The following is a 23,224-nucleotide window of genomic DNA, read 5'->3' as shown; positions in this document are numbered from 1 at the left end:
ACACTTTCGCATTTCTATCCGTCACTTTGACAATTCTATCCGTCTCATGCTCCTAATAGCCAAAATTCAGACCGCTTGAATTTTGGTATCACCATTTTACTCCGTAATCCAATATCTTGTATGCTTTTTTGTGCCGACTGCTTTTAAAGGTAGCTGCTGCAATATTCTATATGCCACATTCGGAGAGCTGATTGCAAAAAATTCACAAAAGCTTTTATTCGTTAAAAATTCGCTTATCAGTAAGCGGTAATCCTCAAGCGCACTCAAAACAGCATGATTATCTACTAAACCGCAGCACTCACAATACCAGTTTTTATAGTGATAGCTCATTCTTTGCCCATTCGAACAACCTGGGCACAACACACCTTTCACTATATCCTGTATAGGTATAGATAATTGTCTTTTCATTGGTGTATGCATCGTAAGCAAGAGATTCGCAAAACGTTGGAGCTCTGCTTCATCCACGATTGCCTCATGATGTTGTTGAAGCCACGCGTTTACTTGATAACGTAACCCCGATACATGAAACACAGGCTGTCCCCGTAAACTCTGCGATAAAATTGCATTTTTCGTCGCAAAGATGACGGCGTACTTTACAGGTATCTCGAGCCGCTCCACCTGAAGCATCTCTTTCATCCACATCGCATGTCGCCTAACCTGATGAAAAGGATCATTCATTCCTTCAACATTGCCATTTGCCGTTGTTCTAGTAAATTGAGTAAAGGGTTCATCGAGCTCCAGATAGCCTGTGATATTTTTAATTTCTAAAATCATAATAAAGTGGGGACATAGAAAAATCGTGTCAATTTGATGTGTGGTGCCGAAGCGATTGATGGTTTGCAAATCATGAAGAAAATAATGAGGATGAGGGTAATCCATTTCAAGCCATTCTGCATCTACTCGTTGTTCTCCCGCATAGCCAGCCTGTATGCGACGTAACTGCTCATAGTAGTTGGTGTACGCTGTATGTGCCTTAGGCAATCTACGTATCAGTGCCTCTAAAATTTTTTGTGTTTCTGATTGCTGGCGTGCTAATATAATCATTGTTTTCACCTCCTTCTCCTCATTATAAAGAAAGAAAGCCCCGCAAAACGGCTTTCCGAAAAACTTGAAACTCGTTTATATCAAAATAAATCTTTCTTCATTTTTTCTCGATAAAAAGCACGAAGAAAATGGCTATGTCTAGCTCTCTCTACTACTTTTCCGCTGCCTATCCGTCACTTTTCTGGTTCTATCCATCACTTCATCGAATCTATCCAACACTTTCGCATTTCTATCCGTCACTTTGACAATTCTATCCGTCTAACTGACATTCACTGACCTTTCTAAACAGAAAAATGACTGAACAGCGCGAGCCGTTCAGTCGTTTTTGCGTAATAAATATAAAAAATAAGGTGCACCGATACACGCTACAACAATTCCTGCCGGCACAGTTGCCGTTGAAATCGCCACGCGTCCAATTGTATCGGCAAGCATTAATAGGCTAGCACCGATACATAATGTTAACGGTAAAAAGAATTGATAACGTGGTCCGACGAGTTGTTTCGCGATGTGCGGTGCCATTAAACCGATAAAGGCAATTCCACCAGTTACTGATACAGCCGCTGCCGCTAATGCAACAGAAACAACTAATAATTGCAGACGCTCTCGTCCAATATTCATGCCAAGACCGGTTGCCGTTTGCTCTGTCATTGCCAGCACATTTAACACATTCGCCTTATAAAAGATAAATGGTATACACAGCACAAGCCAAGGCACTAAAGCCCAGAAAAATGGCCAATCTGTTCCCCACACGCTACCTGCTAGCCATTGCGCGATAAACTGCACATCACTTCGCTCAGCAGAGGAGATTAAAATCATCATCACACCCGATAAAGCAGAAGCCACCCCTACCCCAACTAAAATGAGCTGTACCGGTTGAACGCCTATATTCCGCTTATACGAGAAGAAATAAATACATAATGCTGTGAATATGGCACTGGCAAATCCTACTACTGGGAGCACATACGCAAAGTTTGGTAAATCACCCTTCGCGAATAGGTAAAAGAGTGTAATCCCAACTCCAGCACCTGCATTGATCCCAATAATCCCGGGGTCTGCTAAATCATTGCGCGTAACACCTTGCAAAACGGCCCCAGCTAACGCTAACGCCATCCCTGCTGCTGCCAACACAAACATTCTTGGCAATCGCACAGAAAACAAGACAAATGATTCTTTAAAACTGCCATCTCCCAACAGAATCGGTATAATGCGGTCAATCGATACAGAAGCTGCCCCCAGCGAAATACCCATGATAAAAATAACAACTGTCAACAATAGCCAAGCAAGAAACCATCGACGCTGTTTTTTACGCCCGACTTTAAACAATCTGACGACCTCCCTTCCGAACTAGAAGTAAGAAGAATGGAAGGCCGATAATCGAAATAATAGCCACTACTGGGGTTTCATATGGAGCATTAATCATACGACCTGCAAAATCAGCCAAGACCATAAACCAACCACCAATAAGGGCACTCATCGGTAAGACAAATCGATAGTCAGTACCCACAAAGACTCGGACAATATGTGGTACCATCAAACCAACAAATGCCAAATTACCGACAAGCGCCACTGCAGAGCCCGCTAATACAACAACTACAAACATCATAATGCCTTTAATCACTGTTGTATTTTGCCCTAAACCAACAGCTACTTCTTCATTTAAGCTTAAAATGGTTAGTTGACGACTGCATGCAAAGGCAATTACTAAACCAATTATTATAAACGGCACGATAATCAATGCTTGCCACGTTGTGCCAATTAAGCCACCACTTGTCCACATCGACACATCTTTTGAAATCTGAAATAATATGCCCGTACCATCTGCAATAGCTTGTAATAGAGCTGATACCGCGGCACCAGCTAAAACAAGTTTTAATGGTGAAAAACCCTTCTTTGTTGATGCGCCTATACCATAGACAATAATCATCCCGATTCCTGCACCGACGAAGCATGCAAAAATTAGCATATAATATGAAGTAATAGGGATAAATGCCATGGTTAAGGCTAGTGCCGCATTCGCACCCGCCGTCAATCCAAGAAGCCCTGGGTCTGCTAATGGGTTTCTTGTAACCCCTTGCATAATTGCCCCAGCGACTGCTAGTGCACTGCCTACAAAAATAGCTGCAAGAATACGAGGAAATCGAATTTCACGTAATATAGCATAATGCTTGCCACCGCTTTGTCCAACAATCGCTTGATAGACATCTTGAATGCTTGTATTGGCCGCGCCGACACAAAGTGAAATACTTACTGTCAAGATTAATAAAATCAGTGCAAGCAACACTTGAAGCCAAAATGGGAACTGTCGAAACTTTGTCATTTGCCTTCGCTACTCTCTACTGAAATTATTGTAAAAACTTTTCTTCAAAGAATTCTAGTTGATAATCTAATGTAAGCGGATCATTAAAGTAAAATGCATTGGCATTTACTTCAAATAAATGACCATTCTTCACTGCTTCTAAATCTTTAAACCATGTAGCTTCTGTGAATGAAGTATCTTGGTCCATAAACATACTAAAAATTACATAATCACCAGCGTAATCACCTAATACCTCTTGAGAAATAGCGAAATAACCTGGCTCCAACGCCACTTCCTTCACTTTTTCAGGCATTTTCAAGCCCATTGCTTGGTATAAAATTTCTGTTCCACGACCCCAGTTATCTCCATAAAGATACAATTGTTTATTGAAGTTTTCAGCGACTGTAACAGTTGCATCATCACCAATTTTTTCTTTGATTTTTGTACCTAGTTCAGTAGCACGCACTTTAAAATCCTCTACCCATGCTGTTGCTTCTTTTTCTTTGTTTACTAACTTACCGATTTCAATAAATTGCTGTAAATAATCAACTTTCCCGTACGTAAATAATACTGTCGGTGCGATTTCTGCTAATTTATTTGCATTTTCGATACCGCTCAAACCGATAATTAAATCTGGTTCTAGCTCCAGTATTTTTTCTATATCTGTATTTTCCACTACTTCCGCATTTTTAATGGCATCTTGGAAGTTTGGATTCTTTGCCGCCCATGAATCAACACCAACCACATTGACATCAAGTTGTAATAAATCCCCAACAAATGAAGATAACACAACTACACGTTTCGGATCAGCTGGTACTTCAATAGGGCCTGTTTCAGATTCATACGTAATTGTCTCTTTCGAAGATGCATCGTTAGAACCTGCATCCGATTTCTCAGAACTATCTTCTTTATTGCCGCATGCTGCTAGTACTAATACAAGCATCATAAACATTGGTAAAAGCCACTTTTTCATTTGTATATCCCCTTTTAAATTGTTTGTAATAAGTTATATGTAATGCACATTGGCTTGTCCGTTCGTGGATCTTTGCCAATCACTGCATCAATATTAAACACTTTCTGTAAAACTTCAGGCACAATGACTTCTTCTGCCGTACCAAATTTCACAAGCTCTCCGCTTGAAAGCGCCACAATATAATCTGAAAAACGTGCTGCCTGGTTTAAATCATGTAGCACCATGACAATTGTGCGACCTTCATCTTTATTTAGCTTGCTTAGTAATTCTAGTACCTCAAGTTGATGCGCCATATCCAAATAAGTAGTCGGTTCATCTAAAAAAATAATATCCGTTTCTTGCGCTAATGCCATCGCGATCCACACGCGCTGACGTTGCCCACCAGATAGTGCATCAACCGTTTGCTGACGATAGTCATCCGTTTTTGTGACTTTTAAGGCCCAATCAATCATGTCTTTATCCTTTTGAGATAAATTGCCAAAGCCATTTTGATATGGAAATCGTCCATAGGATACAAGCTCTTCCACCGTTAACCCATGCGCACTTTCAGGACTTTGTGGCAAAATGGCCAACTCTTTCGCCAATTCTTTTGTTTTTATCTTTGAGATATTTTGGCCATCCAAAATTACTTGTCCCTGATCATGCTTTAATATTCTTGCAATGGCCTTTAATAGCGTGGATTTGCCACAGCCATTTGAGCCAATAATTGTCGTTATTTTGCCGTCTGGAATTTGTAATGATAAATCATGCACAATCGTTTTGTTATCATAACCAACACGAATCGATTCAATTTGTAAACGCAAAACGTAACCTCTCTTTCTTTTTACTTATCTCCATGCTATGATAATCACAGCTCATAATGATAATCATTATCACTAAAGTTAGTCTAGTTTTCAGATAAGAATTTGTCAATTACTTTTTTATTATTTTTTAAGGGTGAGGCGATAAAAATGCAAGATATATACGATGTAACGATTATTGGTGGTGGGCCTGCTGGTCTATACAGTGCCTTTTATAGTGGTTTAAGGGGATTAAAAACGAAGCTTATTGAAAGTCAGGATCAGCTCGGTGGCAAAGTCTTACTTTACCCAGAAAAACTGATTTGGGATATTGGTGGTCATCCTCCAATTTTAGGCGAACAATTTGTCAAACAATTAATTGCACAAGCAAAAACATTTGACCCAACTATTTTAACTGGAACAAAGGTAGACTACATTGAGCGTCAAGAAGATACTTTTGTCATACATACAGCTCAAGGTGACAAGCATTACTCGAAAACAATTCTTTTAGCCGTTGGTGGTGGCATCATTAACCCTCAAAAGCTTACGCTAGAAGGCGCAGAAAAATACGAAATGACAAATTTACACTATACGGTACAATCCTATCAGCGCTTTGTAGACAAGGAAATAATAATTTCTGGTGGTGGTAATGCAGCACTCGACTGGGCGGTTGAGCTTAGCCCTATCGCCAAAAACGTAACCGTTGTATACCGTAAAGAAACCTTATCTGCACATGAAGCGACGATACAAGAGGCACTCGCAGTTGGCGTTCAAATCGAATGCAATACGACGATTACAAAATTGTCTGCTAATACAAATAAAACAGCCATTCAATTAGTAACGTGTGAGAATTCAAAAACAACACAAAGTTACACACGTCAAATAGACGAGGTAATCGTTAGTCATGGCTATAACCGCGAAGCATCGTTAGCATTTGAAGAATCCATTACTATTCCAAAGAAAGATGATTATTATTTCGAAGGGAAAGCAACTGGTGAAACTGCTCAACCTGGCATTTTTGCAGCTGGCGATATTTTAGCTTTCGAAGGTAAAATCCATTTACTTTTAGGAACTTTCCAAGATGCCGCAAATGCGGTCAACTCGGCGAAAACCTATCTGGAGCCAACAGCCTATCGTAATGCGGTTGTATCTTCACATAACGAAATATTCAAAGAAAAAAATCGCTCCATTATTGAAAAACAACTTGTACAAGTAAATTAACCTCAACTGAATAAGGAAATCAAAAGAAACCCTCCTAAGACTCCATGTTATCCAGAACTAAAAAATATAAATTAAAGGACATACCCTATGACAAATATGGCATGTCCTTTCAGACTGTAGACAAACTCAAAAAATTGAGTTTGTTCACAGTCTTTTTTCTTTTAAAATAGACTGTTGCTCCGAAAACCAAAAAGATAGCTACTGGCCTATGCCTTTCAACATCAACTAATTCCACCATTTTTATTACAATTAAATGCTACTTCAATATTATGACTTGAAGAAACACCACCCTGTGAATATTTTCCTCCCACAGTGATAAGATATATACGACCACCATCCGTCATGGAATGATCATATCCTGTTTGTATCCAGATTCCACCACCACTCTCTACTTGCGAAGATATAGCGTCAAACCTTGAAAATAATTGCCTACCATTCGGTGTATTTGAACTTAATTGTGTCTCAAAAGAACCTGTAAAACGAATAGTTCTTACACTTGAGCCTATATGAAAATTTGCTGTCTTCGGAACTAGATCAGGCGCATAAATATCGGTGTTCGTTAATACAGTAATTTTAGCATTAGCTCTATCGCTAACTATTTTTTCGAATTCTTCTAGTTCAACCCAATCTTCTTGTTTAAACTTGTCCATAGTCTCGATAGACAAATCTTGATTTGGATACGCTGAAGATACCTCAGTAACTATTTTAGTATATTCCTTGTAATAATCTTCTTTTTGTTCTTGCGTTAAATCTAAAGGAACTGCTGACACCATAATTTTTCCTTTATCTGTATCAGCTAATTGCTCAATTTCTACAGTTTCTCCAACAGTCAAACCTTCTGATGTCTCTTCATTAATCTGTCCTTCTGTTTTTTCATTTACACTACATCCTGCCAAAACAATCGTTCCAAGTAAGAATCCTGTATACACATATTTTTTCAACAATCCCACCCCATATACTCCATTGTAATAATTAACCAATATTTTTGATTATACAATTTCAAGAAAATTTAATCAATTTAAAATTGGGAGCGATGATTAATTATCACATCCACTAACTTAGCAAGCTCGCCGTGCTGCTATGATTAAGATTTTAATTTTACATCGTTTGGTTTTTTCATGAATAAAGACAAGACCAAATTAATGACAGCAAATCCTAATCCTACGGTGAAGACGAATGATGAACCTGATGTCATATTAATTGACAAAAAATGCACATCAACTATATAGCCGTTGATGTGCATCTTATATTCGTATTCCATCTAGATAAACTATCTAAATAAACTTAATAATGACCCCATTTGCCTTAGCATATTAACCCCGCTTGTTATTTTTCCCGCATGGCCCATAATTGCATTTAAATTATCTGGTAATGTTCCAAATCTAGAAACCAAAGGTTGTTGATTAGGATAAAAGAAAGGTTGCACCTGTCTACCTTGATAAGCGGGGCCAAAACCTTGTCTATTTCTTAGCGGGAGTGGTCTCCTTCTAGGATTCGGCGGATAAAATGGCATCAATTCACCCCCTATCTGAAAGCTATAAAATAGTATATGCCTGTATTTTTTTATAGATTAGACTTTCGAAGAGATTGCTGATAAATATTCATAGAGATATATTGCCTAAAAAGATAGTGAAATCTAGTGATTTATGACACTTTTCATACAGCCCCTCACAGCCTATTACGGCCTTATTACAAGCAAATAATTGAACCTACGCTTACTTCTTGTTGAGGTTCTTTTCAAGTAAACTTTATATTTTGCAGGAACCTTACTATTTTTATTTTCATATTATATAAATAAGACGAATAAAGAAGGTGGTTCTATTGCCAAAATCCAAATACCTAGATTTTTTGTCCCAATTTGGTGTTGGGGGTGCACATCCTGGTGGTATTAATCTAACAAAAGAAATATTCAGGTCTGAGAACATTCACAATAATTCTCACCTTTTAGATGTAGGCTGTGGTACAGGCCAGACAGCTGCCTATTTAGCTTCCAACTATGGAACAAATGTAACTGGCATCGATATCAATTCAATAATGGTAGCTAAGGCCAAAAAGAGAATGAAAAAAAACAGCTTACCAGTTAAAATTATTCATGGTTCAATCGAACAAACACTGTTACCGGATCATAAATTTGATTTTATTATTTCTGAATCTGTTCTTTCGTTTGTAAATAAACCTAAAGCCCTTAAAGAAATCTTTCGTTTATTAAAAAATGGCGGTCGGTTCATTGCCATTGAATTTACCATTAATCGACCGCTCGAAGCAAAGTGTGAAGAAGAAATTAAACAATTTTATGGATTTGATTCCTTCTCCATGAAAAAGGATTGGATCGCTTTATTTAAACAGGCTGGTTTTAAAAATATACGTATACAAAAAAACAAATCAATCTCTTCAGTACCTGAATATCATTACTCCAAGGAGATTGAACCTGAACTTTACGAGCTCATGGAAAAGCATTATGATATGAACTTAAAGTATGAAGAGGTATTAGATTATAGGGTTTATTCATGTACTAAATAACTTGTTTAATCAATTGGTTCTTCATCTCTAAGATGAATTAAATTCTTACCTCATGGAATGATAAAAATTATAACAAAATTTCTTGATACAGAGGTTTTAATTCTTCTGAAGCACTGTAAATCACTACAGCAGCTGGTTTATTCGAGCAAACTCCCCAAATAGCGTAACAAACACCTTCCCAGACATATTCAATCATTTCATCAAGTTCATCTTTCCAGTTCTCTTTCTGGCTTTGACTAAGATACTCCACTATGTTTCTTTTACAGGATAATAATAGTTCTAAACTGACTTTATCATTAATTTTCTCCCAAAAAATAGCATGATGTTCATGTTCTTGAACAGCGAGTACACAACTAATGAAAATAGGCAGCGTTTCAGATGTGAAACCAAATTTTTTGATAAACACAGGTGTGAAAGCTGTTTGGATTAACGAGTGGTCTCCATCACAGGTTTCCATATATCTTTTTACTAAGGGCCAGTATTCTGAGGAAACTAACCCTAAACCTAAGACTGCAAATGTGGACGGCATAGCACAATCCTCATCCTCTAAATCCATATACCACTCATATGTTCGCATGGATTTTTCAGCGTATAATTTAATTTTGGCATGCAGTTTCGGATACTTTAGAGCATTGGCAAAAAAATTATGAACAGGTACATGAGGTAAATTATCGATTGGCAAGTACTCATTTGCAGAACTAGAAAACTTAATTTGATAACTTTTAGGGAAATTCAAATCTAGTAACTGAATAATAAAATCCAAGGATTTTTCATATGCAACCTGTTTTTCGTTGTTAATTTTGATATCAATAATGGCAAAGACATCATTAGCTTTACAGTCAACATCGTTATCACTATAAGAACTTTCACTTATAGAAAGTTCCCCCGAACCATTTTTTCGAAGTTTAGCTACTGCATTTGATCCTGATGCCTCTACCAATTTAAAAAGGCGATCCGCTGAAAGCGATTCATAACTTGCACCATATTTCATATAACATATGGCTACATAGCACACAAAATTGAGTAATTCTAGATTGATCTCTTCTAACTCCATTCCTTCTTTTAATGTATATGTAGAATCATAGTTTTTTGTTTCCCTAGAGAAATACTGTCCCTCAATATTTTTTTCAATCCAAACTTTCAATGTGTAACTAATATTATTGAACCCTACCAACTGACGCAATTGTTCGCAAAAAGCTTTAACTGCGGCATGACTAAATGTTGTCGTTAGTTGATTATTTAAATAAAATTCTAAAGTACTCGTTAGCAATAGACTTTCTCCCGTTGATAACTTAATAGAGAGAGGATAGTCTTCAATCAATTTACAACTCCTCGTTTGAATTTCAGTTATCGCTTGTTGAAAGATTTCTAGATGCGTTGTAAAATTGGCAGATGTTAAGTAATTCATTTTCTCAAACCCTCCTTAGGACTCATTAAGTACAGCTGTAAATCTTCTATAGTCATTTCTATAAAATTTTCTATTTCATCTTCAATCACTTTTTCTACTATTTCCGACCACCCTACATAGCCAATAAAGTGAAACTCCAATCAGTGGGGGTTTTCTTCATCCCCCACAATAAATAGAGGAACACAAGCTAAAACCTTCACATCCTGTGAAAAAGCTTGTGTGACCAACATCCTGTTGCCCCGAACCAATCGGGCTTTTACGGTCAGTTGATCGCCCACCTAGTTGACTCGGTCCCTTCTCCACTTGAGGTGGGCGTTGTACCTGACGCTTCGCTTTCGGAACAGATAAATTACTGACCGTTAATGCGGGATAAAAGCACAGTAATCCGTACACTGGGCAAGCCAGTTATTACCTTGCCAACTTATATAACTTGGTGTTCGATGTAAGATTTTTCTACAAACGACTCATGACTCATTTACTACCCGTTCATCATGATATAAATCCGATTAAAATGTTCCATTATACTTCTCTGCCGCTTTCCCACTCCAAATGCAAGTTGGACAAAGATACTCGACTGATTCTATTGCATATAGTCCACTTTCAAGACATATTTCTATTTCTTCTTCACAACAATCACATGTCACTATTTTGTCTGTTTTGAAAATACCTGATTTGATGGGATGCGCTATATACTTAAATTTAGGTCATGTTAATTCCAATTCTTCTGCTGATGTATTACACAGGCTACTCTCTCCTTATCGGTGTTATTTATCCCTGCCCATTCATTTCATTTCTAATTGTTTTAATTTACGTAATACATCATCTCGATTTTTTGCTAATTTAACATAGGCAGGTAGCGAATGCGAAGCTGTTTTACCTGTAAAGTTCTTCGTTCTTAATTTATCCGACACATAAGCAATTAAATACTTCAAATGACTTTTGTTTAACGCCCATATAGGTTGATTAGGTCCTAAACTTGTTAACAGATGGAAGTCTAGTAGAAATATAGGATCTGCCCCTTTTGCATTCGACACTTCTTTATAGTAGACTTTTGTTGGATTAATTTTGATATGACATTGTACAAGGGCATTACAATAAGGGCATTCCTTATTTAACTTCCTATAATGACGATCTTTATCTTCCAATTGAATATTTACATGTCGTCTACAGGATTTACATTCCCCTTGTGCAAAGGCTTTTACTAAATATTGCTCCTCTTTTGTTTTACGGAAAGTACAATTTTCGCATTGTACAATATAAGTGTTGTCGATTCTTTTAATCTGGGCACATTTTGTACATTTGGGACATTGTACTAATACGGGATTTCCTCTTGACGTAAAGCTATAAAAATCATAAGTAAAGAATGGTGAATCTACAAATTTCTCCATGAAGGTAACCTTCCCTTTCAATGAATATAAAACAATCGCTAAAGTGTAAACTTTCTACTTTAGCGATGTTTTTACTAACATTATTTCTACCAATCTCTATTTCTAATTGCTTCTTCTATATCAATATCAATTTTATAAGCTTTTAAAACTAAGAATACCGTATCTGCAATGGATTCTCTTGCAACGGTTTCAACCCTACTTCTATTTTCTTCAAATTCTTCTGCAAGCTCATTAAGTTTATCGGTCATCTCATTTAATTTTTGTTGTACTGTTTTTTTGTATATGCTTCATTTTCAAGATATTTCGCAACCACTTCAATTGTAGCTTTCACACCTTATCTACTAAAAAGTTAATTTCTTTTTTCAAGGGAAATCCTCCAAATTATGTTTATATATCAAAATTAATGTAGCTATTGATAGAATAACATATTCCTTTCTAGTTCGAAAAAAAGTCTCTTCCTTTACTTATTTTATGATTTCCAAAAAATGTTTTAATATCCTAGCTGTTAAGCCCCAAATTGTATACTTATCATAATCAAAAAACCATTCCTCCATTGTACGAGTTCTCCATTGATATTGTGAACCATTCATAATTTTATCAAAAGGAAAGTCGAGGGAAGGCACTGGTTCCACAGATACTAAATGCATATAAGGCTCATAATTGAATAGCCATTGAAGTGGTACCGTAAATACCTCTTCCACTTCTTCTTTGTTGTAAGCATGACGAATTTGATTGTAGTCAATGGTTGCGACAAATGGGTAGATGACAAATGAAGAAGAAGCAATATAAGGACTTAATTGCCCGACAATATGAATCGTTTTAGGGTCAATTCCTAATTCTTCAGTTGTTTCTCGTACAGCTGCTGCCAATGGTGATGGATCTGATGCGTCGATTCGACCCCCAGGAAAACTTATATCACCTGGCTGTTTTCTCATTGTGAATGAACGAACTTCAAAAAGAATATGCCATTCTTCATCTACTTGAACTAATGGAATCAATATCGCTGAACGATAAGCTGTTTCCTCTCCTATAAAGAGAGATTGATTTTGGTTTAAGTCATTCTTCAGTTTTTCTAGGAACATGAAATTTCCCCCATCTTGCTATTTTCTATTCTTTTTTATCGTATCACTAATAGTTTGATGGTTAAAGAACATCAGATTGCTTTCATATGTTTTCTATTAGAAAACATATGGACACTAGCAAATGAAATGTCAAAACATTAAAACGACAGCTTATCCATTACTTAATCAGACTGTTATTGAACCTCTCACGACTGAAGTCGCGAGTGTTCGCTTCGAATCCTTAAAAAAACAATAAAATTTTTAGCTCTATAACGAACTGGATAGGATTCCCTACTATATGGTTCTTTGTCATCTCCTCTTCATCCATTTCTTATAAGTTTCCTAGAACAGCTTCAAACGTTCCTCCAAAAACATCAAAATAACTAAAGCTTCTTTTACGCATTTCCATTCTCCATATTCTTGCTTATAAAAATCCAAATAAAATTTCTTACTTTTAATAATCGGGTTATTTAACCATTCCTATTTAGAGGTGTTATCATAACCTAGTTTATATCTCAAAAGAAGGAGCGATAAAATGGTTAATTTCCCAGGAGGATTTCCTGGTGGCATGCCAGGCGGAATGCCGGGAGGGATGCCGGGTGGAATGCCGGGCAGATTCCCAGGTGGGATGCCAGGCGGAATGCCAGGTGGGATGCCAGGCGGAATGCCAGGTGGGATGCCAGGCGGATTCCCGGGCGGAATGCCTGGTGGATTCCCAGGTGGGATGCCAGGCGGATTCCCGGGCGGAATGCCGGGTGGATTCCCAGGTGGGATGCCTGGCGGAATGCCTGGTGGATTCCCAGGTGGGATGCCTGGCGGAATGCCGGGTGGATTCCCAGGAGGATTTCCGGGTGGATTCCCAGGCGGAATGCCTGGTGGATTTCCGGGTGGATTCCCGGGCGGAATGCCGGGTGGATTTCCAGGTGGGATGCCTGGCGGATTCCCGGGCGGAATGCCGGGTGGATTCCCGGGCGGGATGCCTGGTGGATTCCCAGGCGGAACACCTGGACCTGGCCAAGGGGGGCAAAGAAACCCACCAGCCCCATCTCAAAACATGATTAATAGATTTCAATTTTTAAGTCAAAATCCTTCACAAGCGCAAAGTATGTTACGATCACAAGGTCCAACAACATTTGCAGTTGGTTGTGATGGTCGATGGACAATTGTTCTTTTAAGGAATGGCCAGCTATTTTTAATGTATGTCATTTCAGCAAGCGTTACAGGTAATACTACAGGCATTATATGGCCGAATTTCACGTTTGCTTCATTCCCATCTTCCGCTATATTAGCGTACTCTTGTAATTGATTTAAGGAATGCCCATTTATTACGAATCCGTCATAATCACTCATGAACTATAATAAAAACGATCCCATTGAATAACTCAGTGGGATCGTTTTATTGTTGTTGCATTTTTCGTTGTAGCTTGGTCAGTCGTAACATCCAGCCTTCCCTTGAATAGTTGATTACTGTATTTTCATCTAAATAGGTGTTCTTTATTTCTAGTAATTATTTTATAAATAGCAATTGTTATGCAAGTTAGGCGCAATATCGTACAAGAAAATCAGTTCAATAAATGATATTTTTATTATAGTCATTACAGTATAGGAGGTACCTGATGTTAAATGAAATCCGAACGGTTTATCTAGATTCAGATTTAAACATCGAAGCTTATCGATTTAAAGGAATCATGCAGAAGTTTCCTGCGCACTTTCATGAATATTATGTGATTGGATTTATTGAAGAGGGTCAACGTTATTTGGTATGTAAAGGTGAAGAATACATTATTAACCCAGGGGACTTATTATTGTTTAACCCATACGATACTCACAGTTGCGAGCAGATAGATGGGAAAACATTGGATTACCGGTGCATCAATGTGACACCGGAAACCATGAAAAAAATGGTTTTAGGAATCAATGGTAACGAATGCCTACCAAATTTCAACCAAAATGTTTTATATCATAGCGAGCTTGTCACCGATTTAAGAGAGCTTCATCTAAAAATTTCGCAGGATGAGAATGAACTTAAGAAAGAGGAACTATTTTTGTACTTATTGGAAGAGCTCATTCAGTCATATTCTGACTTGACAATCCTTCCGACAGCTTCTGAAACCTCTCATGAGATTAAAACCGTGTGTATTTATCTTGAGGAAAATTATACAAAAACGATAACGCTTAATGATTTAAGCACCTTGGTCGGATGGAGTAAATATCACTTACTAAGAACATTCACAAAAAAAATGGGTATCTCCCCTAACAGTTACTTGGAAACAACTCGAGTGAATCATGCAAAAAAGCTTTTGGAACAAGGTATTAAACCCATCGAAGTAACTTTTTTAACAGGCTTTAGTGATCAAAGTCACTTGACTAAATTCTTTAAAAGACAGGTTGGGTTAACACCGAAACAATATATGAGAATTTTTAAAAATGAAGGAGAAACACGATGACTAATTTCAAGACAAAATGTGTGCTTGTTATTGAGGAGCATTTATCTATAGGCTTGATCGCCAACACAGCAGCTGTTCTAGGCGTAACACTTGGAAGATTTGCTCCTGAGTTAGTTGGTAACAAAGTAGTGGACCAATCTGGTATTGAACATATGGGAATTGTGAAAATACCCATACCAATCTTAAAAGGGAGCACTACCCTTCTCCAAGAATTAAGAGATAAAACCTTGACTGAACCGTTTTCTGATCTGCTTGTTATCGATTTTTCAGATACTGCACAGGGCTGTAAAACGTATGAAGCGTACATAAGTAAACTGCAAAAAACATCCAAATGCGGCTACAATTACTTAGGACTTGGCATCTATGGCGACAAGAAAAAAGTAAACCGGTTAACTGGAAGCCTCCCTCTGTTGAGGTAATCAAGTTAAAAAAATCTTTAAAAGAACGAGGAGGAGTAAGATGGATAACTTACTAGCATATATCTTAATGGCCCTTATGATGTCTATGTTGCCCGGTACAGACACGGTACTTATTATGAAAAATACACTTAGCCACGGAGCAAAAGCCGGACGTTTTACGATACTCGGGATGGCAACAGGTCTTACGTTTTGGACTGTTATTGCCGTTTTCGGTTTATCAGTTGCCATTGTTCAGTCACTATTTCTTTTCCATGTCATCAAGTATTTGGGAGCTACATATTTGTTTTACTTAGGTGTACGAGCATTTTTTTCGAAAAGTACACTTTCATTAAAAGCTGTTCAAGAAGAAAATCAGTGTGCTATTGACCAGTCATTTCACTATCATTATAAAGAGTCTTATTTACAGGGAGCCATTAGTAATTTCCTTAACCCTAAGACGGTTTTGGTCTACATAACCTTTATGCCACAATTTGATAGCGGTAGGATGGTTTATGGTCTTAGTTTATCTAATCGACCATATGAAAAAGTGGTTAAAAAATCCTAAATTTCAACTAATCTTCCAAAAATCCACAGGCATATTGTTAATAGCATTTGGAGTAAAAACGGTCATGTAGACTCCTATCAAAATCTATGACATCTACCTGAAGCTTTAAAGTGGCTCAGTAAAATTGTTTAAAGTAAGATCCTCTCTTTTCTTATAGGCTTTGTCAATCTTATTGTTGATGTTTCGTTAATTTATTTAGGATGATTATCCGTTCATCAACAGCGCCTTACTTTAAACAGTAATTAGTATATGACACGTGTCATAAAGAACTTTTGACTGCTGTGAATATACTTTTTCTCTGTTGCTCTTGGCACAAATATTTGGATTTTTGCATATCTTGGGGACTTATCTTACATCACAACGAGTAATTATTCAGGTTGGTGGTCATTCAATGATTTTTTACGAATGCTCGTTTTATTTGCGTAAATTGAAAGTTTCTGCATTCGTGATTTGTCTAGTCAACTATTACGATACGTGAGTTTACACTTTTCTTCTATAGTAAAATGTAAAATTATTGAATTTTGGAAAATCAGCCACGAGTTTAGGTGATGAACCTAAATAACTCAATTAAACCATATTTTTATAATTGATATAGTTGATCCAAATAATAGATAATTAAGTAGATAAAATCTATTTTATTAGGAAGGAAAGAAGGTATGAATAATAAATTAAAAAAATATTTTCTAATCCCCGCTCTGTTAACGTCATTATTTGCCTCTCCATTTAGTGCTGATGCCTCAGTAAATGACATACATATGTCTTATTTATATGGTGGAACTTCTAGCTCCTATTTAGAAAATATAGATATGACTTTAGGTGCGTTAAATACAGCTACGCCAGACTTCTATGAATTAAACGCTGACGGTAGTTTAAAATCTTCAATAGATAAAAATTTAATAGAAGAGTTACACAAAAGAGAAATAAAAGTCGTTCCATATATTACTAACAACTGGGATAGAAATTTAGCTCAAATTGCTATGAAAAATAGAGAAGTTTTATCTACTCAATTAGTAGATTCTGTAGTAAAAAATAACTTAGATGGAATAGATATTGATATTGAGAATTTAAACTATACCGATAAGGAAGTATTTACAGATTTCATACGATTATTAAATGAAAAAATGCCTAATGATAAAACAATATCTATAGCAGTTGCTGCAAATCCAAATGGATGGACGGTAGGATGGCATGGTTCTTATGATTATTTAAAACTAAGTGAATATAGTGATTACCTAATGTTAATGGCCTATGATGAAAGTTGGAATGGTGGTCCAGTAGGTCCTGTCGCTAGTTTATCATTTGTTGAAAATTCTATTAAATCTTTATTAAATCAAGGTGTTGATTCAAAGAAAGTAGTTTTAGGCTTACCATTTTACGGTCGAATTTGGAACGACGACGAGGAATTAGGTGGATATGGTGTAGCGAATAAATCTGTAAAAAGCATAGTTAATAATCATAAAGGAAAACTCTATTTTGATAATACCTCAAAATCAGCTTATGCTAAATTCACTGTTAGAGAAAGCGATTCACCAACTTATATTGGTGGTAAAAAACTTACAACGGGCAATTACACAATTTGGTATGAAAATGATTTATCTTTAAAATATAAATTAAGATTAGTAGAAAAATACAATTTAAGAGGAACTGGTAGTTGGGATTTAACGCAAGCAGATAACGGAATATGGAAATTTTATTCGTCTTGGGCGAATGGCGAACATAATTTTATAGATTCAGAAAATCATTGGGCTGAAAATGATATTATGTTTCTTTATAGAAAGGGATGGATAAGTGGAAAAAATGAATACACTTTTGACCCTAATGGTGATCTAACAAGGGCACAAGCTGTTACTATCCTTACAAACGCGATAGGTTTACATGACAAAAACGAATCGGTAGCCAATTATTTTACAGATGTTCCTACTGACCATTGGGCAAAACAGGCTATTGAACTAGCACATAAGTATAATATTGTTAATGGAACGAAACCAAATGTATTTGAACCAAATTCTCGAATTACAAGAGCTCAATTATCAGCAATATTATCGAGAATACTAGATTACCCATTAGATAATACGAATGAATACCCTTTTTATGATGTACAAAAAGGACATTGGGCGTACTCAGATATTTTAAAACTAAGTAGTCATGGCATTATTAAAGGTAAAGAAGACGGCGGATTTTATCCTAACGATTTTGTTAAAAGAGCGCAAATGGCAGCGATGGTTAATCGTGCGAGTGGAGATTTAGAAAAATATCCACAATAAAATAATTAACATCCCCCCTCCTCCAAGAAAGTGTTGATAAATAAGGTATAGTAAAAACAGGGCTTGATCTACAAAACGTGTAGAATCAGCCCTGTTTTTAACTAACTTTCCCCTTTTTTGTAGTAATCCTTCATCTTGTTCGGTCCTATAAAGATAATCGCCCCTACATCATTAGGCGCGACGGTATTTCCTTATTTGGCTCATCTCCATAACTTGGAGTAGAGTAGAATTGAGTTCCGTTCCGGCTGGATGCTTTCCGGGGTGCGTACGATGAGCCGCTTTACCGCTCGTAGTGGCATGTGCGGTCAAGTACATATTTTGAAAAAGAGCCAAAAAATCATTCTAAAGTAAGACGTTTTCCCTGAATTACATGAACTTGATTTAAAATCAGTGCACCCAACATTTGAATAATCGTCTTCACAATAATTTGTCCCAAAATGGCGGCTGGTATTGCTTCCCAAGGCAGCATATTGGCTCCAAGCGGACTCAAGCCAATGACTACGAAAATAACGGAATCCAGAAATCCTCCAACAATTCCGCTGTAGAACACACGCCAAGCCATTGGTAGTTTCAATCGGGTATAGATTTCTGTATCGGCTGTTTCAGCGACAACAAATGAAAGTGCCGATGCCACCACAATCAATAGTGTATCTCCGAGTATGAATGAAACCACTGCGGATAAGATTAGAGCTGTAATAATAAACAAATACGTCTTTGCTCTACCATATTTATTTTGCACAAGATCCCGGAAAATAAAGGTCGCGCCAATCAACAGAGTCCCCATTGGAACGATAAACATGCCAAACTGTAATGGCGCAAATGCTGCCGTTACTACATTAGCAATGACAATAGATAATAAATAAAATAATATTCTCATGATGTTACTCCTCAAGTAAATTTAGAGACCGTTTTGTAACTGCCTTCTATACACCTCTTTTATTTCCCCAAACAAGGGCATGCAACTGTGGCAGTACTTTGACATCTCTTAACTCCTCATCTTCAATCACCCTGTCAATTAGCGCTTGGTACTTCTCCAATAAATGGCTAATCAGCAGCGGATTATCAGTCGTCGTAATATCATCATTACCGACTTGTAGATAAAAAGGAATCGCCGGATATCGAAGGTGAATTTGCTTAGCATAAGCATAATCCTCTTCATTAAAAACGACTATTTTGAGGGATATATGCTGATTACTGTTTCGATTTTGAAGTTTTCCGAAGATATCAGATAGTACCGTATAGTCTGTGGTCATTCCGGAACTAGGAGGTTTGGGTGAAATCGTCAGTTCATCGATATCATATAGCCATTCTTGCCATCTGCTTCCCTGTGTCTCTACTCCGACCTTTATGTCGTTTTCTTTTAAAATAGCAATGAGCGCTTCCAAATTTCGAAGGAGTGCAGGATTGCCGCCCGAAATCGTGACAAATGAAAAACCACTGCCTCCGAGTCGTTTCAACTCAGACCAAATCTCATCTGCTGTCATTTGAACAATCAGATGTTTTCCGCTACCATCCCATGTAAACGATGAATCACACCAGGAACAGGAATAGTCACAGCCAGCAGTCCGCACAAACATCGTCTTCTGTCCAACTACCATACCCTCGCCTTGAATGGTCGGTCCAAAAATCTCGATAACGGGTACCTTACTCAACTTCCATCCACTCCCGTCGCGCTTCAGCATAGCTTGTCGGAGTCTCATACAGCCTGATAAACTCTACACGTGCCCCGTTATATCGTTGTTCATCAAGCAAGGCTTCCGCTAACTTTTCGTAAATCCAGACTACAATGTTCTCTGCCGTTGTATTCATCGATGGAAGCGTTTCATTTAAATAACGATGATCCAAATAAATTTCTATTTTTTGTTTCCAAATTTCTTTTATATCACCAAAGTCAATCATCAAACCGCGTTCATCTGTGTATCCACTCAACCCTAATACAGCTCGATATGTATGGCCATGCAAATTTTTGCATTTCCCCTCATAATCATGTAAATGATGGGCTGCATCGAAGGTAAATTCCTTGCTCACGAGAACACGCTTTGCATGATAGTTCAATTGATTCCTTTGAATATCTTCATCTATTTTTTGGAGCTTCTCGACAATTTTAAAATGAAACATGCCTTAAGACTCCTTTCTGAAGCTTAAATAGTCATCAAGCCCTTTTTTTCGCAGTTTACACGCCGGGCATTCACCACAACCATCTGCTATGACACCGTTATAACAAGTTAACGTTCTTTCCCGAACAAACTCAAGCGCCCCAAGCTGATCAGCAAGCTCCCATGTCTGTGCCTTATTCAGCCACATTAACGGTGTATCAATCACGAAAGAATCGTCCATAGATAAATTTAACGTTACATTCAAGGATTTTATAAAAATATCCCGGCAATCCGGATATCCGCTAAAATCTGTTTCACAAACACCAGTTACGATATGCTTGGCTCCAACTTGGCTCGCCAAAACGCCCGCAAATGAAAGAAAGAGCAAATTCCGACCAGGCACAAAAGTCGATGGAAGCCCGCCATCTTCTCCGTCTTCTACTTCGATATCTTGTCGTGTCAATGCATTCGGAGCAAGCTGATTCAGGAGCGACATATCAAGAATGTGATGCGTGACACCAAGTTCCGCCGCTATCTCCTTTGCACATTCAATTTCCAAAATATGCCTTTGACCATAATCAAAAGTCACCGCCTCAACCTCTTCAAAACGTTCTTGTGCCCAGAACAAACAAGTGGTACTGTCCTGACCTCCACTAAACACAACAATTGCTTTTTCCTGCTTCATCTGTAAAAACTCCCTTATAACGAAAAAAACAGCACCCTAAGAAAAATGCTGTTTTCTTCTTAGTTTTTTTTAAGAGGGTAGCTAAAACCTCTTCCTTCATTGATAAGATTTTCAAATTTATCCCGCATTAACGGTCAGTAATTTATCTGTTCCGAAAGCGAAGCGTCAGGTACAAAACGCCCACCTCAAGTGGAAAGATGAGAACGAGTACACTAGGTGGGCGATCAACTGACCGTAAATGCCCGATTAGTTCAACTAACAATCAGTGGGGGATGAAGAAAACCCCCACTGATTGAAGTTTCACTTTATCGATTATCGATTTTTTCTGGATTAAGATCGTGATTCATTAAACGATAATTCGCTATTTCTTCGTATTTAGTTTCTGGTTTCCCATAGTTACACCATGGATCAATCGAAATCCCTCCACGTGGCGTAAATTTCCCCCAAACCTCGATATATCTTGGATCAAGTAATTTAATTAAATCGTTCATAATGATATTGACGCAATCTTCGTGGAAATCGCCATGATTTCTAAAACTAAATAAATATAACTTCAGTGATTTACTCTCAACAATTTTTTTATCCGGGATATAGGAGATGTACATCGTCGCAAAATCAGGCTGATTTGTAAGTGGACATAAACTAGTGAACTCTGGACAATTAAACTTGACGAAATAATCTCGATTTGAATGAAGATTATCTACTGCCTCCAGTACTTCGGGTGCATATTCATATGAATATTGTGTACCTTGATTACCTAATAATGTTAAATCCTTCAATCCTTCTTCATGGCTTCTTCCAGACATAAAAAAACCCTCCTTATAAAATGTTTCCCAACACTTTTCAAGAGAGTCATCACTAATCATTCTATTAAAACATAAGTAAAAACATAAAAAAGCCACGTCCGATATGGACATGGCATATTGTCATGTTTCCATAGTTTTTTATAGAGGGTATCAGCTATGAACCTCTCCCGTTCTAGTCCGGGCATTCTTTTCTACTATCATAATATAAAATATGGTGGAAAACGTCAAATGAAAATTTTCAAATAAAATCTTCTGATAAAGTGAAACTTCAATCAGTGGGGGTTTTCTTCAACCCCCACAATAAATAGAGGAACACAAGCTAAAACCTTCACATCCTGTGAAAAAGCTTGTGTGACCAACATCCTGTCGCTGCCGCTTCGCTTTCGCACATAAAACATCTGTCGCTGCCGCTTCGCTTTCGCACATAAAACACCCTGTCGCTGCCGCTGCGCTTTCGCACATAAAACATTTGTTGCCCCGAACCAATCGGGCTTTTACGGTCAGTTGTTCGCCCACCTAGTGTACTAGTTCTCTCCTTTCCACTTGAGGTGGGCGGCTTGTACCTGACGCTTCGCTTTCGGAACAGATAAATTACTGACCGTTAATGCGGGATAAATGCTTTTCTGAAAAAAACACTGTTATACCGCCCTATATTTTAGCCGTGCACTAAATACATTGCTGAGCTTTGAACTATTAATATTTTTTCAAAAGCAAAACCGCACTTACTTATGATATGGTTCACCGTAATAGAGCTAAGTGCGGTAAATTTTTATCCCAAAACATTCTATTCATTAGTAAATTTAATATAATATTTTTCATCAAAATATAATGATTCCTCATCGAATTGATTTAAATCAATTTTGACCTTTTGTTCAATTGGATCGCTTTCCTCACCTATCCAACAAAAATAAAGCTCACAAAAATCACCTTTTGGGATTAATTGTTTAAGAAAATCACATAGCACCTTAAAAGTTATTTTTGCTTTTTGAAAATTATGTGGTGAATACTGTTCATTGTATTGGGTCATATCCCATATAGAATGATATTTAGGATGAAAGTCGATTTCATAAACAAACGGTGTAGTGAAAATATTTTGTTGAATAGTCAACCCTTCTTCTCTAGCTGAATCGAGAATGACTAATGACTCTTCAAAGTCATCACTAATTGCTGCTTCGAAATTTAAACCTAAACATAAAATCATACTCATTATTTTGCCCTCCTAAAAAGGAAGCAACATCTATATAAATTCCATGTTGCTTTAAACCGCACTTAC

Annotated in this window: 24 protein-coding genes, 3 pseudogenes and 1 riboswitch; of the genes and pseudogenes, 8 read left to right on the top strand and 19 right to left on the bottom strand. The window is 37.3% G+C overall.

Going from position 1 to position 23,224, the window contains the following annotated elements; genetic code table 11:
* Window positions 1–96 precede the first annotated feature (96 nt).
* The 5 genes from ACQKII_RS03405 to ACQKII_RS03385 form a co-directional block, all read right to left on the bottom strand.
* Window positions 97–1,044: a nuclease-related domain-containing protein gene (locus ACQKII_RS03405; protein WP_427456340.1), complete on the bottom strand. Its 948-nt coding sequence runs from the start codon at window positions 1,042–1,044 to the stop codon at window positions 97–99.
* Between the two features lie 315 nt (window positions 1,045–1,359).
* On the bottom strand, window positions 1,360–2,367 hold the full coding sequence (locus ACQKII_RS03400; protein WP_427456338.1) for a FecCD family ABC transporter permease: 1,008 nt from the start codon (window positions 2,365–2,367) through the stop codon (window positions 1,360–1,362).
* Window positions 2,360–3,361 carry a FecCD family ABC transporter permease gene (locus ACQKII_RS03395; RefSeq protein WP_427456335.1) on the bottom strand — a complete coding sequence of 334 codons (1,002 nt, stop codon included), beginning with the start codon at window positions 3,359–3,361 and terminating at the stop codon, window positions 2,360–2,362. The genes ACQKII_RS03400 and ACQKII_RS03395 overlap by 8 nt, the downstream gene beginning before the upstream one ends.
* 25 nt (window positions 3,362–3,386) lie before the next feature.
* Window positions 3,387–4,313: an iron-hydroxamate ABC transporter substrate-binding protein gene (locus tag ACQKII_RS03390; RefSeq protein WP_427456333.1), complete on the bottom strand. Its 927-nt coding sequence runs from the start codon at window positions 4,311–4,313 to the stop codon at window positions 3,387–3,389.
* A 14-nt stretch (window positions 4,314–4,327) separates the two neighbouring features.
* The gene (locus ACQKII_RS03385; protein WP_427456331.1) at window positions 4,328–5,116 is read right to left on the bottom strand and encodes an ABC transporter ATP-binding protein; all 789 of its coding nucleotides are present in this window, start codon (window positions 5,114–5,116) and stop codon (window positions 4,328–4,330) included.
* A gap of 147 nt (window positions 5,117–5,263) precedes the next feature.
* Between ACQKII_RS03385 and ACQKII_RS03380 the strand changes: the two genes are divergently transcribed.
* Window positions 5,264–6,313 carry an NAD(P)/FAD-dependent oxidoreductase gene (locus ACQKII_RS03380; RefSeq protein WP_427456329.1) on the top strand — a complete coding sequence of 350 codons (1,050 nt, stop codon included), beginning with the start codon at window positions 5,264–5,266 and terminating at the stop codon, window positions 6,311–6,313.
* A 221-nt stretch (window positions 6,314–6,534) separates the two neighbouring features.
* Here the strand turns inward: ACQKII_RS03380 and ACQKII_RS03375 are convergent, their stop codons facing one another.
* On the bottom strand, window positions 6,535–7,254 hold the full coding sequence (locus tag ACQKII_RS03375; protein ID WP_427456327.1) for a hypothetical protein: 720 nt from the start codon (window positions 7,252–7,254) through the stop codon (window positions 6,535–6,537).
* A gap of 329 nt (window positions 7,255–7,583) precedes the next feature.
* Window positions 7,584–7,826 (bottom strand): hypothetical protein, encoded by a 243-nt coding sequence (locus ACQKII_RS03370; protein WP_427456325.1) that lies wholly within the window; start codon window positions 7,824–7,826, stop codon window positions 7,584–7,586.
* Window positions 7,827–8,125: 299 nt separating this feature from the next.
* Between ACQKII_RS03370 and ACQKII_RS03365 the strand changes: the two genes are divergently transcribed.
* Window positions 8,126–8,833 carry a class I SAM-dependent methyltransferase gene (locus ACQKII_RS03365; protein ID WP_427456323.1) on the top strand — a complete coding sequence of 236 codons (708 nt, stop codon included), beginning with the start codon at window positions 8,126–8,128 and terminating at the stop codon, window positions 8,831–8,833.
* 67 nt (window positions 8,834–8,900) lie between these two features.
* Here ACQKII_RS03365 and ACQKII_RS03360 read toward each other — a convergent pair whose 3' ends face one another.
* The 6 genes and pseudogenes from ACQKII_RS03360 to ACQKII_RS03335 all read right to left on the bottom strand — a co-directional run bounded on the left by ACQKII_RS03360 (window position 8,901) and on the right by ACQKII_RS03335 (window position 12,711).
* Window positions 8,901–10,241, bottom strand: a complete 1,341-nt coding sequence (locus tag ACQKII_RS03360) for a DUF6138 family protein (RefSeq protein WP_427456321.1) — start codon at window positions 10,239–10,241, stop codon at window positions 8,901–8,903.
* Between the two features lie 156 nt (window positions 10,242–10,397).
* Window positions 10,398–10,634: a hypothetical protein gene (locus ACQKII_RS03355; RefSeq protein WP_427456769.1), complete on the bottom strand. Its 237-nt coding sequence runs from the start codon at window positions 10,632–10,634 to the stop codon at window positions 10,398–10,400.
* A pseudogene (locus ACQKII_RS03350) lies at window positions 10,601–10,885 on the bottom strand (CbrC family protein). Before ACQKII_RS03350 ends, ACQKII_RS03355 begins: the two are co-directional and overlap by 34 nt.
* 138 nt (window positions 10,886–11,023) lie before the next feature.
* Window positions 11,024–11,629, bottom strand: coding sequence for a hypothetical protein (locus ACQKII_RS03345; protein WP_427456319.1), 606 nt, complete (start codon window positions 11,627–11,629; stop codon window positions 11,024–11,026).
* 86 nt (window positions 11,630–11,715) lie between these two features.
* Window positions 11,716–11,913, bottom strand: a complete 198-nt coding sequence (locus ACQKII_RS03340; protein WP_427456747.1) for a DUF5713 family protein — start codon at window positions 11,911–11,913, stop codon at window positions 11,716–11,718.
* Between the two features lie 180 nt (window positions 11,914–12,093).
* Window positions 12,094–12,711 carry an NUDIX hydrolase gene (locus tag ACQKII_RS03335; protein WP_427456317.1) on the bottom strand — a complete coding sequence of 206 codons (618 nt, stop codon included), beginning with the start codon at window positions 12,709–12,711 and terminating at the stop codon, window positions 12,094–12,096.
* Window positions 12,712–13,225: 514 nt separating this feature from the next.
* Here ACQKII_RS03335 and ACQKII_RS03330 point away from each other — a divergent pair.
* The 6 genes and pseudogenes from ACQKII_RS03330 to ACQKII_RS03305 all read left to right on the top strand — a co-directional run bounded on the left by ACQKII_RS03330 (window position 13,226) and on the right by ACQKII_RS03305 (window position 18,364).
* Complete coding sequence (locus tag ACQKII_RS03330; RefSeq protein WP_427456315.1) at window positions 13,226–13,996, top strand: hypothetical protein; 771 nt, start codon at window positions 13,226–13,228, stop codon at window positions 13,994–13,996.
* A 310-nt stretch (window positions 13,997–14,306) separates the two neighbouring features.
* Window positions 14,307–15,137 (top strand): AraC family ligand binding domain-containing protein, encoded by an 831-nt coding sequence (locus tag ACQKII_RS03325; protein ID WP_427456313.1) that lies wholly within the window; start codon window positions 14,307–14,309, stop codon window positions 15,135–15,137.
* Window positions 15,134–15,556 carry a DUF2000 domain-containing protein gene (locus ACQKII_RS03320; protein ID WP_427456311.1) on the top strand — a complete coding sequence of 141 codons (423 nt, stop codon included), beginning with the start codon at window positions 15,134–15,136 and terminating at the stop codon, window positions 15,554–15,556. The genes ACQKII_RS03325 and ACQKII_RS03320 overlap by 4 nt, the downstream gene beginning before the upstream one ends.
* Window positions 15,557–15,596: 40 nt before the next feature.
* Window positions 15,597–16,170, top strand: a pseudogene (locus tag ACQKII_RS03315) (LysE family transporter).
* A gap of 215 nt (window positions 16,171–16,385) precedes the next feature.
* A pseudogene (locus ACQKII_RS03310) lies at window positions 16,386–16,520 on the top strand (DUF418 domain-containing protein); the annotation flags it as partial.
* A gap of 236 nt (window positions 16,521–16,756) precedes the next feature.
* Window positions 16,757–18,364 carry a glycosyl hydrolase family 18 protein gene (locus tag ACQKII_RS03305; protein WP_427456309.1) on the top strand — a complete coding sequence of 536 codons (1,608 nt, stop codon included), beginning with the start codon at window positions 16,757–16,759 and terminating at the stop codon, window positions 18,362–18,364.
* Between the two features lie 337 nt (window positions 18,365–18,701).
* On the opposite strand, the gene ACQKII_RS03300 is transcribed toward ACQKII_RS03305, so the two are convergent.
* From ACQKII_RS03300 to ACQKII_RS03275, 6 genes are all read right to left on the bottom strand, one after another.
* Window positions 18,702–19,241, bottom strand: a complete 540-nt coding sequence (locus tag ACQKII_RS03300; protein WP_427456307.1) for a VUT family protein — start codon at window positions 19,239–19,241, stop codon at window positions 18,702–18,704.
* A 46-nt stretch (window positions 19,242–19,287) separates the two neighbouring features.
* Entirely contained in the window at window positions 19,288–20,016 is a 729-nt protein-coding gene (gene queE / locus ACQKII_RS03295; RefSeq protein ID WP_427456305.1) for a 7-carboxy-7-deazaguanine synthase QueE, read from the bottom strand.
* Entirely contained in the window at window positions 20,009–20,482 is a 474-nt protein-coding gene (gene queD / locus ACQKII_RS03290; RefSeq protein WP_427456303.1) for a 6-carboxytetrahydropterin synthase QueD, read from the bottom strand. Before queD ends, queE begins: the two co-directional genes overlap by 8 nt.
* 3 nt (window positions 20,483–20,485) lie before the next feature.
* Entirely contained in the window at window positions 20,486–21,145 is a 660-nt protein-coding gene (queC, locus tag ACQKII_RS03285) for a 7-cyano-7-deazaguanine synthase QueC (RefSeq protein ID WP_427456301.1), read from the bottom strand.
* A 305-nt stretch (window positions 21,146–21,450) separates the two neighbouring features.
* Entirely contained in the window at window positions 21,451–21,951 is a 501-nt protein-coding gene (queF, locus tag ACQKII_RS03280; RefSeq protein WP_010859453.1) for a preQ(1) synthase, read from the bottom strand.
* A gap of 124 nt (window positions 21,952–22,075) precedes the next feature.
* Window positions 22,076–22,122: riboswitch (PreQ1 riboswitch) on the bottom strand.
* A 613-nt stretch (window positions 22,123–22,735) separates the two neighbouring features.
* On the bottom strand, window positions 22,736–23,158 hold the full coding sequence (locus ACQKII_RS03275) for a hypothetical protein (protein WP_427456299.1): 423 nt from the start codon (window positions 23,156–23,158) through the stop codon (window positions 22,736–22,738).
* Window positions 23,159–23,224 lie beyond the last annotated feature (66 nt).

The sequence above is a fragment of the Lysinibacillus sp. NPDC048646 genome (assembly GCF_050272295.1).
Taxonomy (GTDB): domain Bacteria; phylum Bacillota; class Bacilli; order Bacillales_A; family Planococcaceae; genus Lysinibacillus.
The sequence above is the reverse complement of the archived record's forward strand: the minus strand, read 5'-3'. Positions and strand labels throughout refer to the sequence as shown.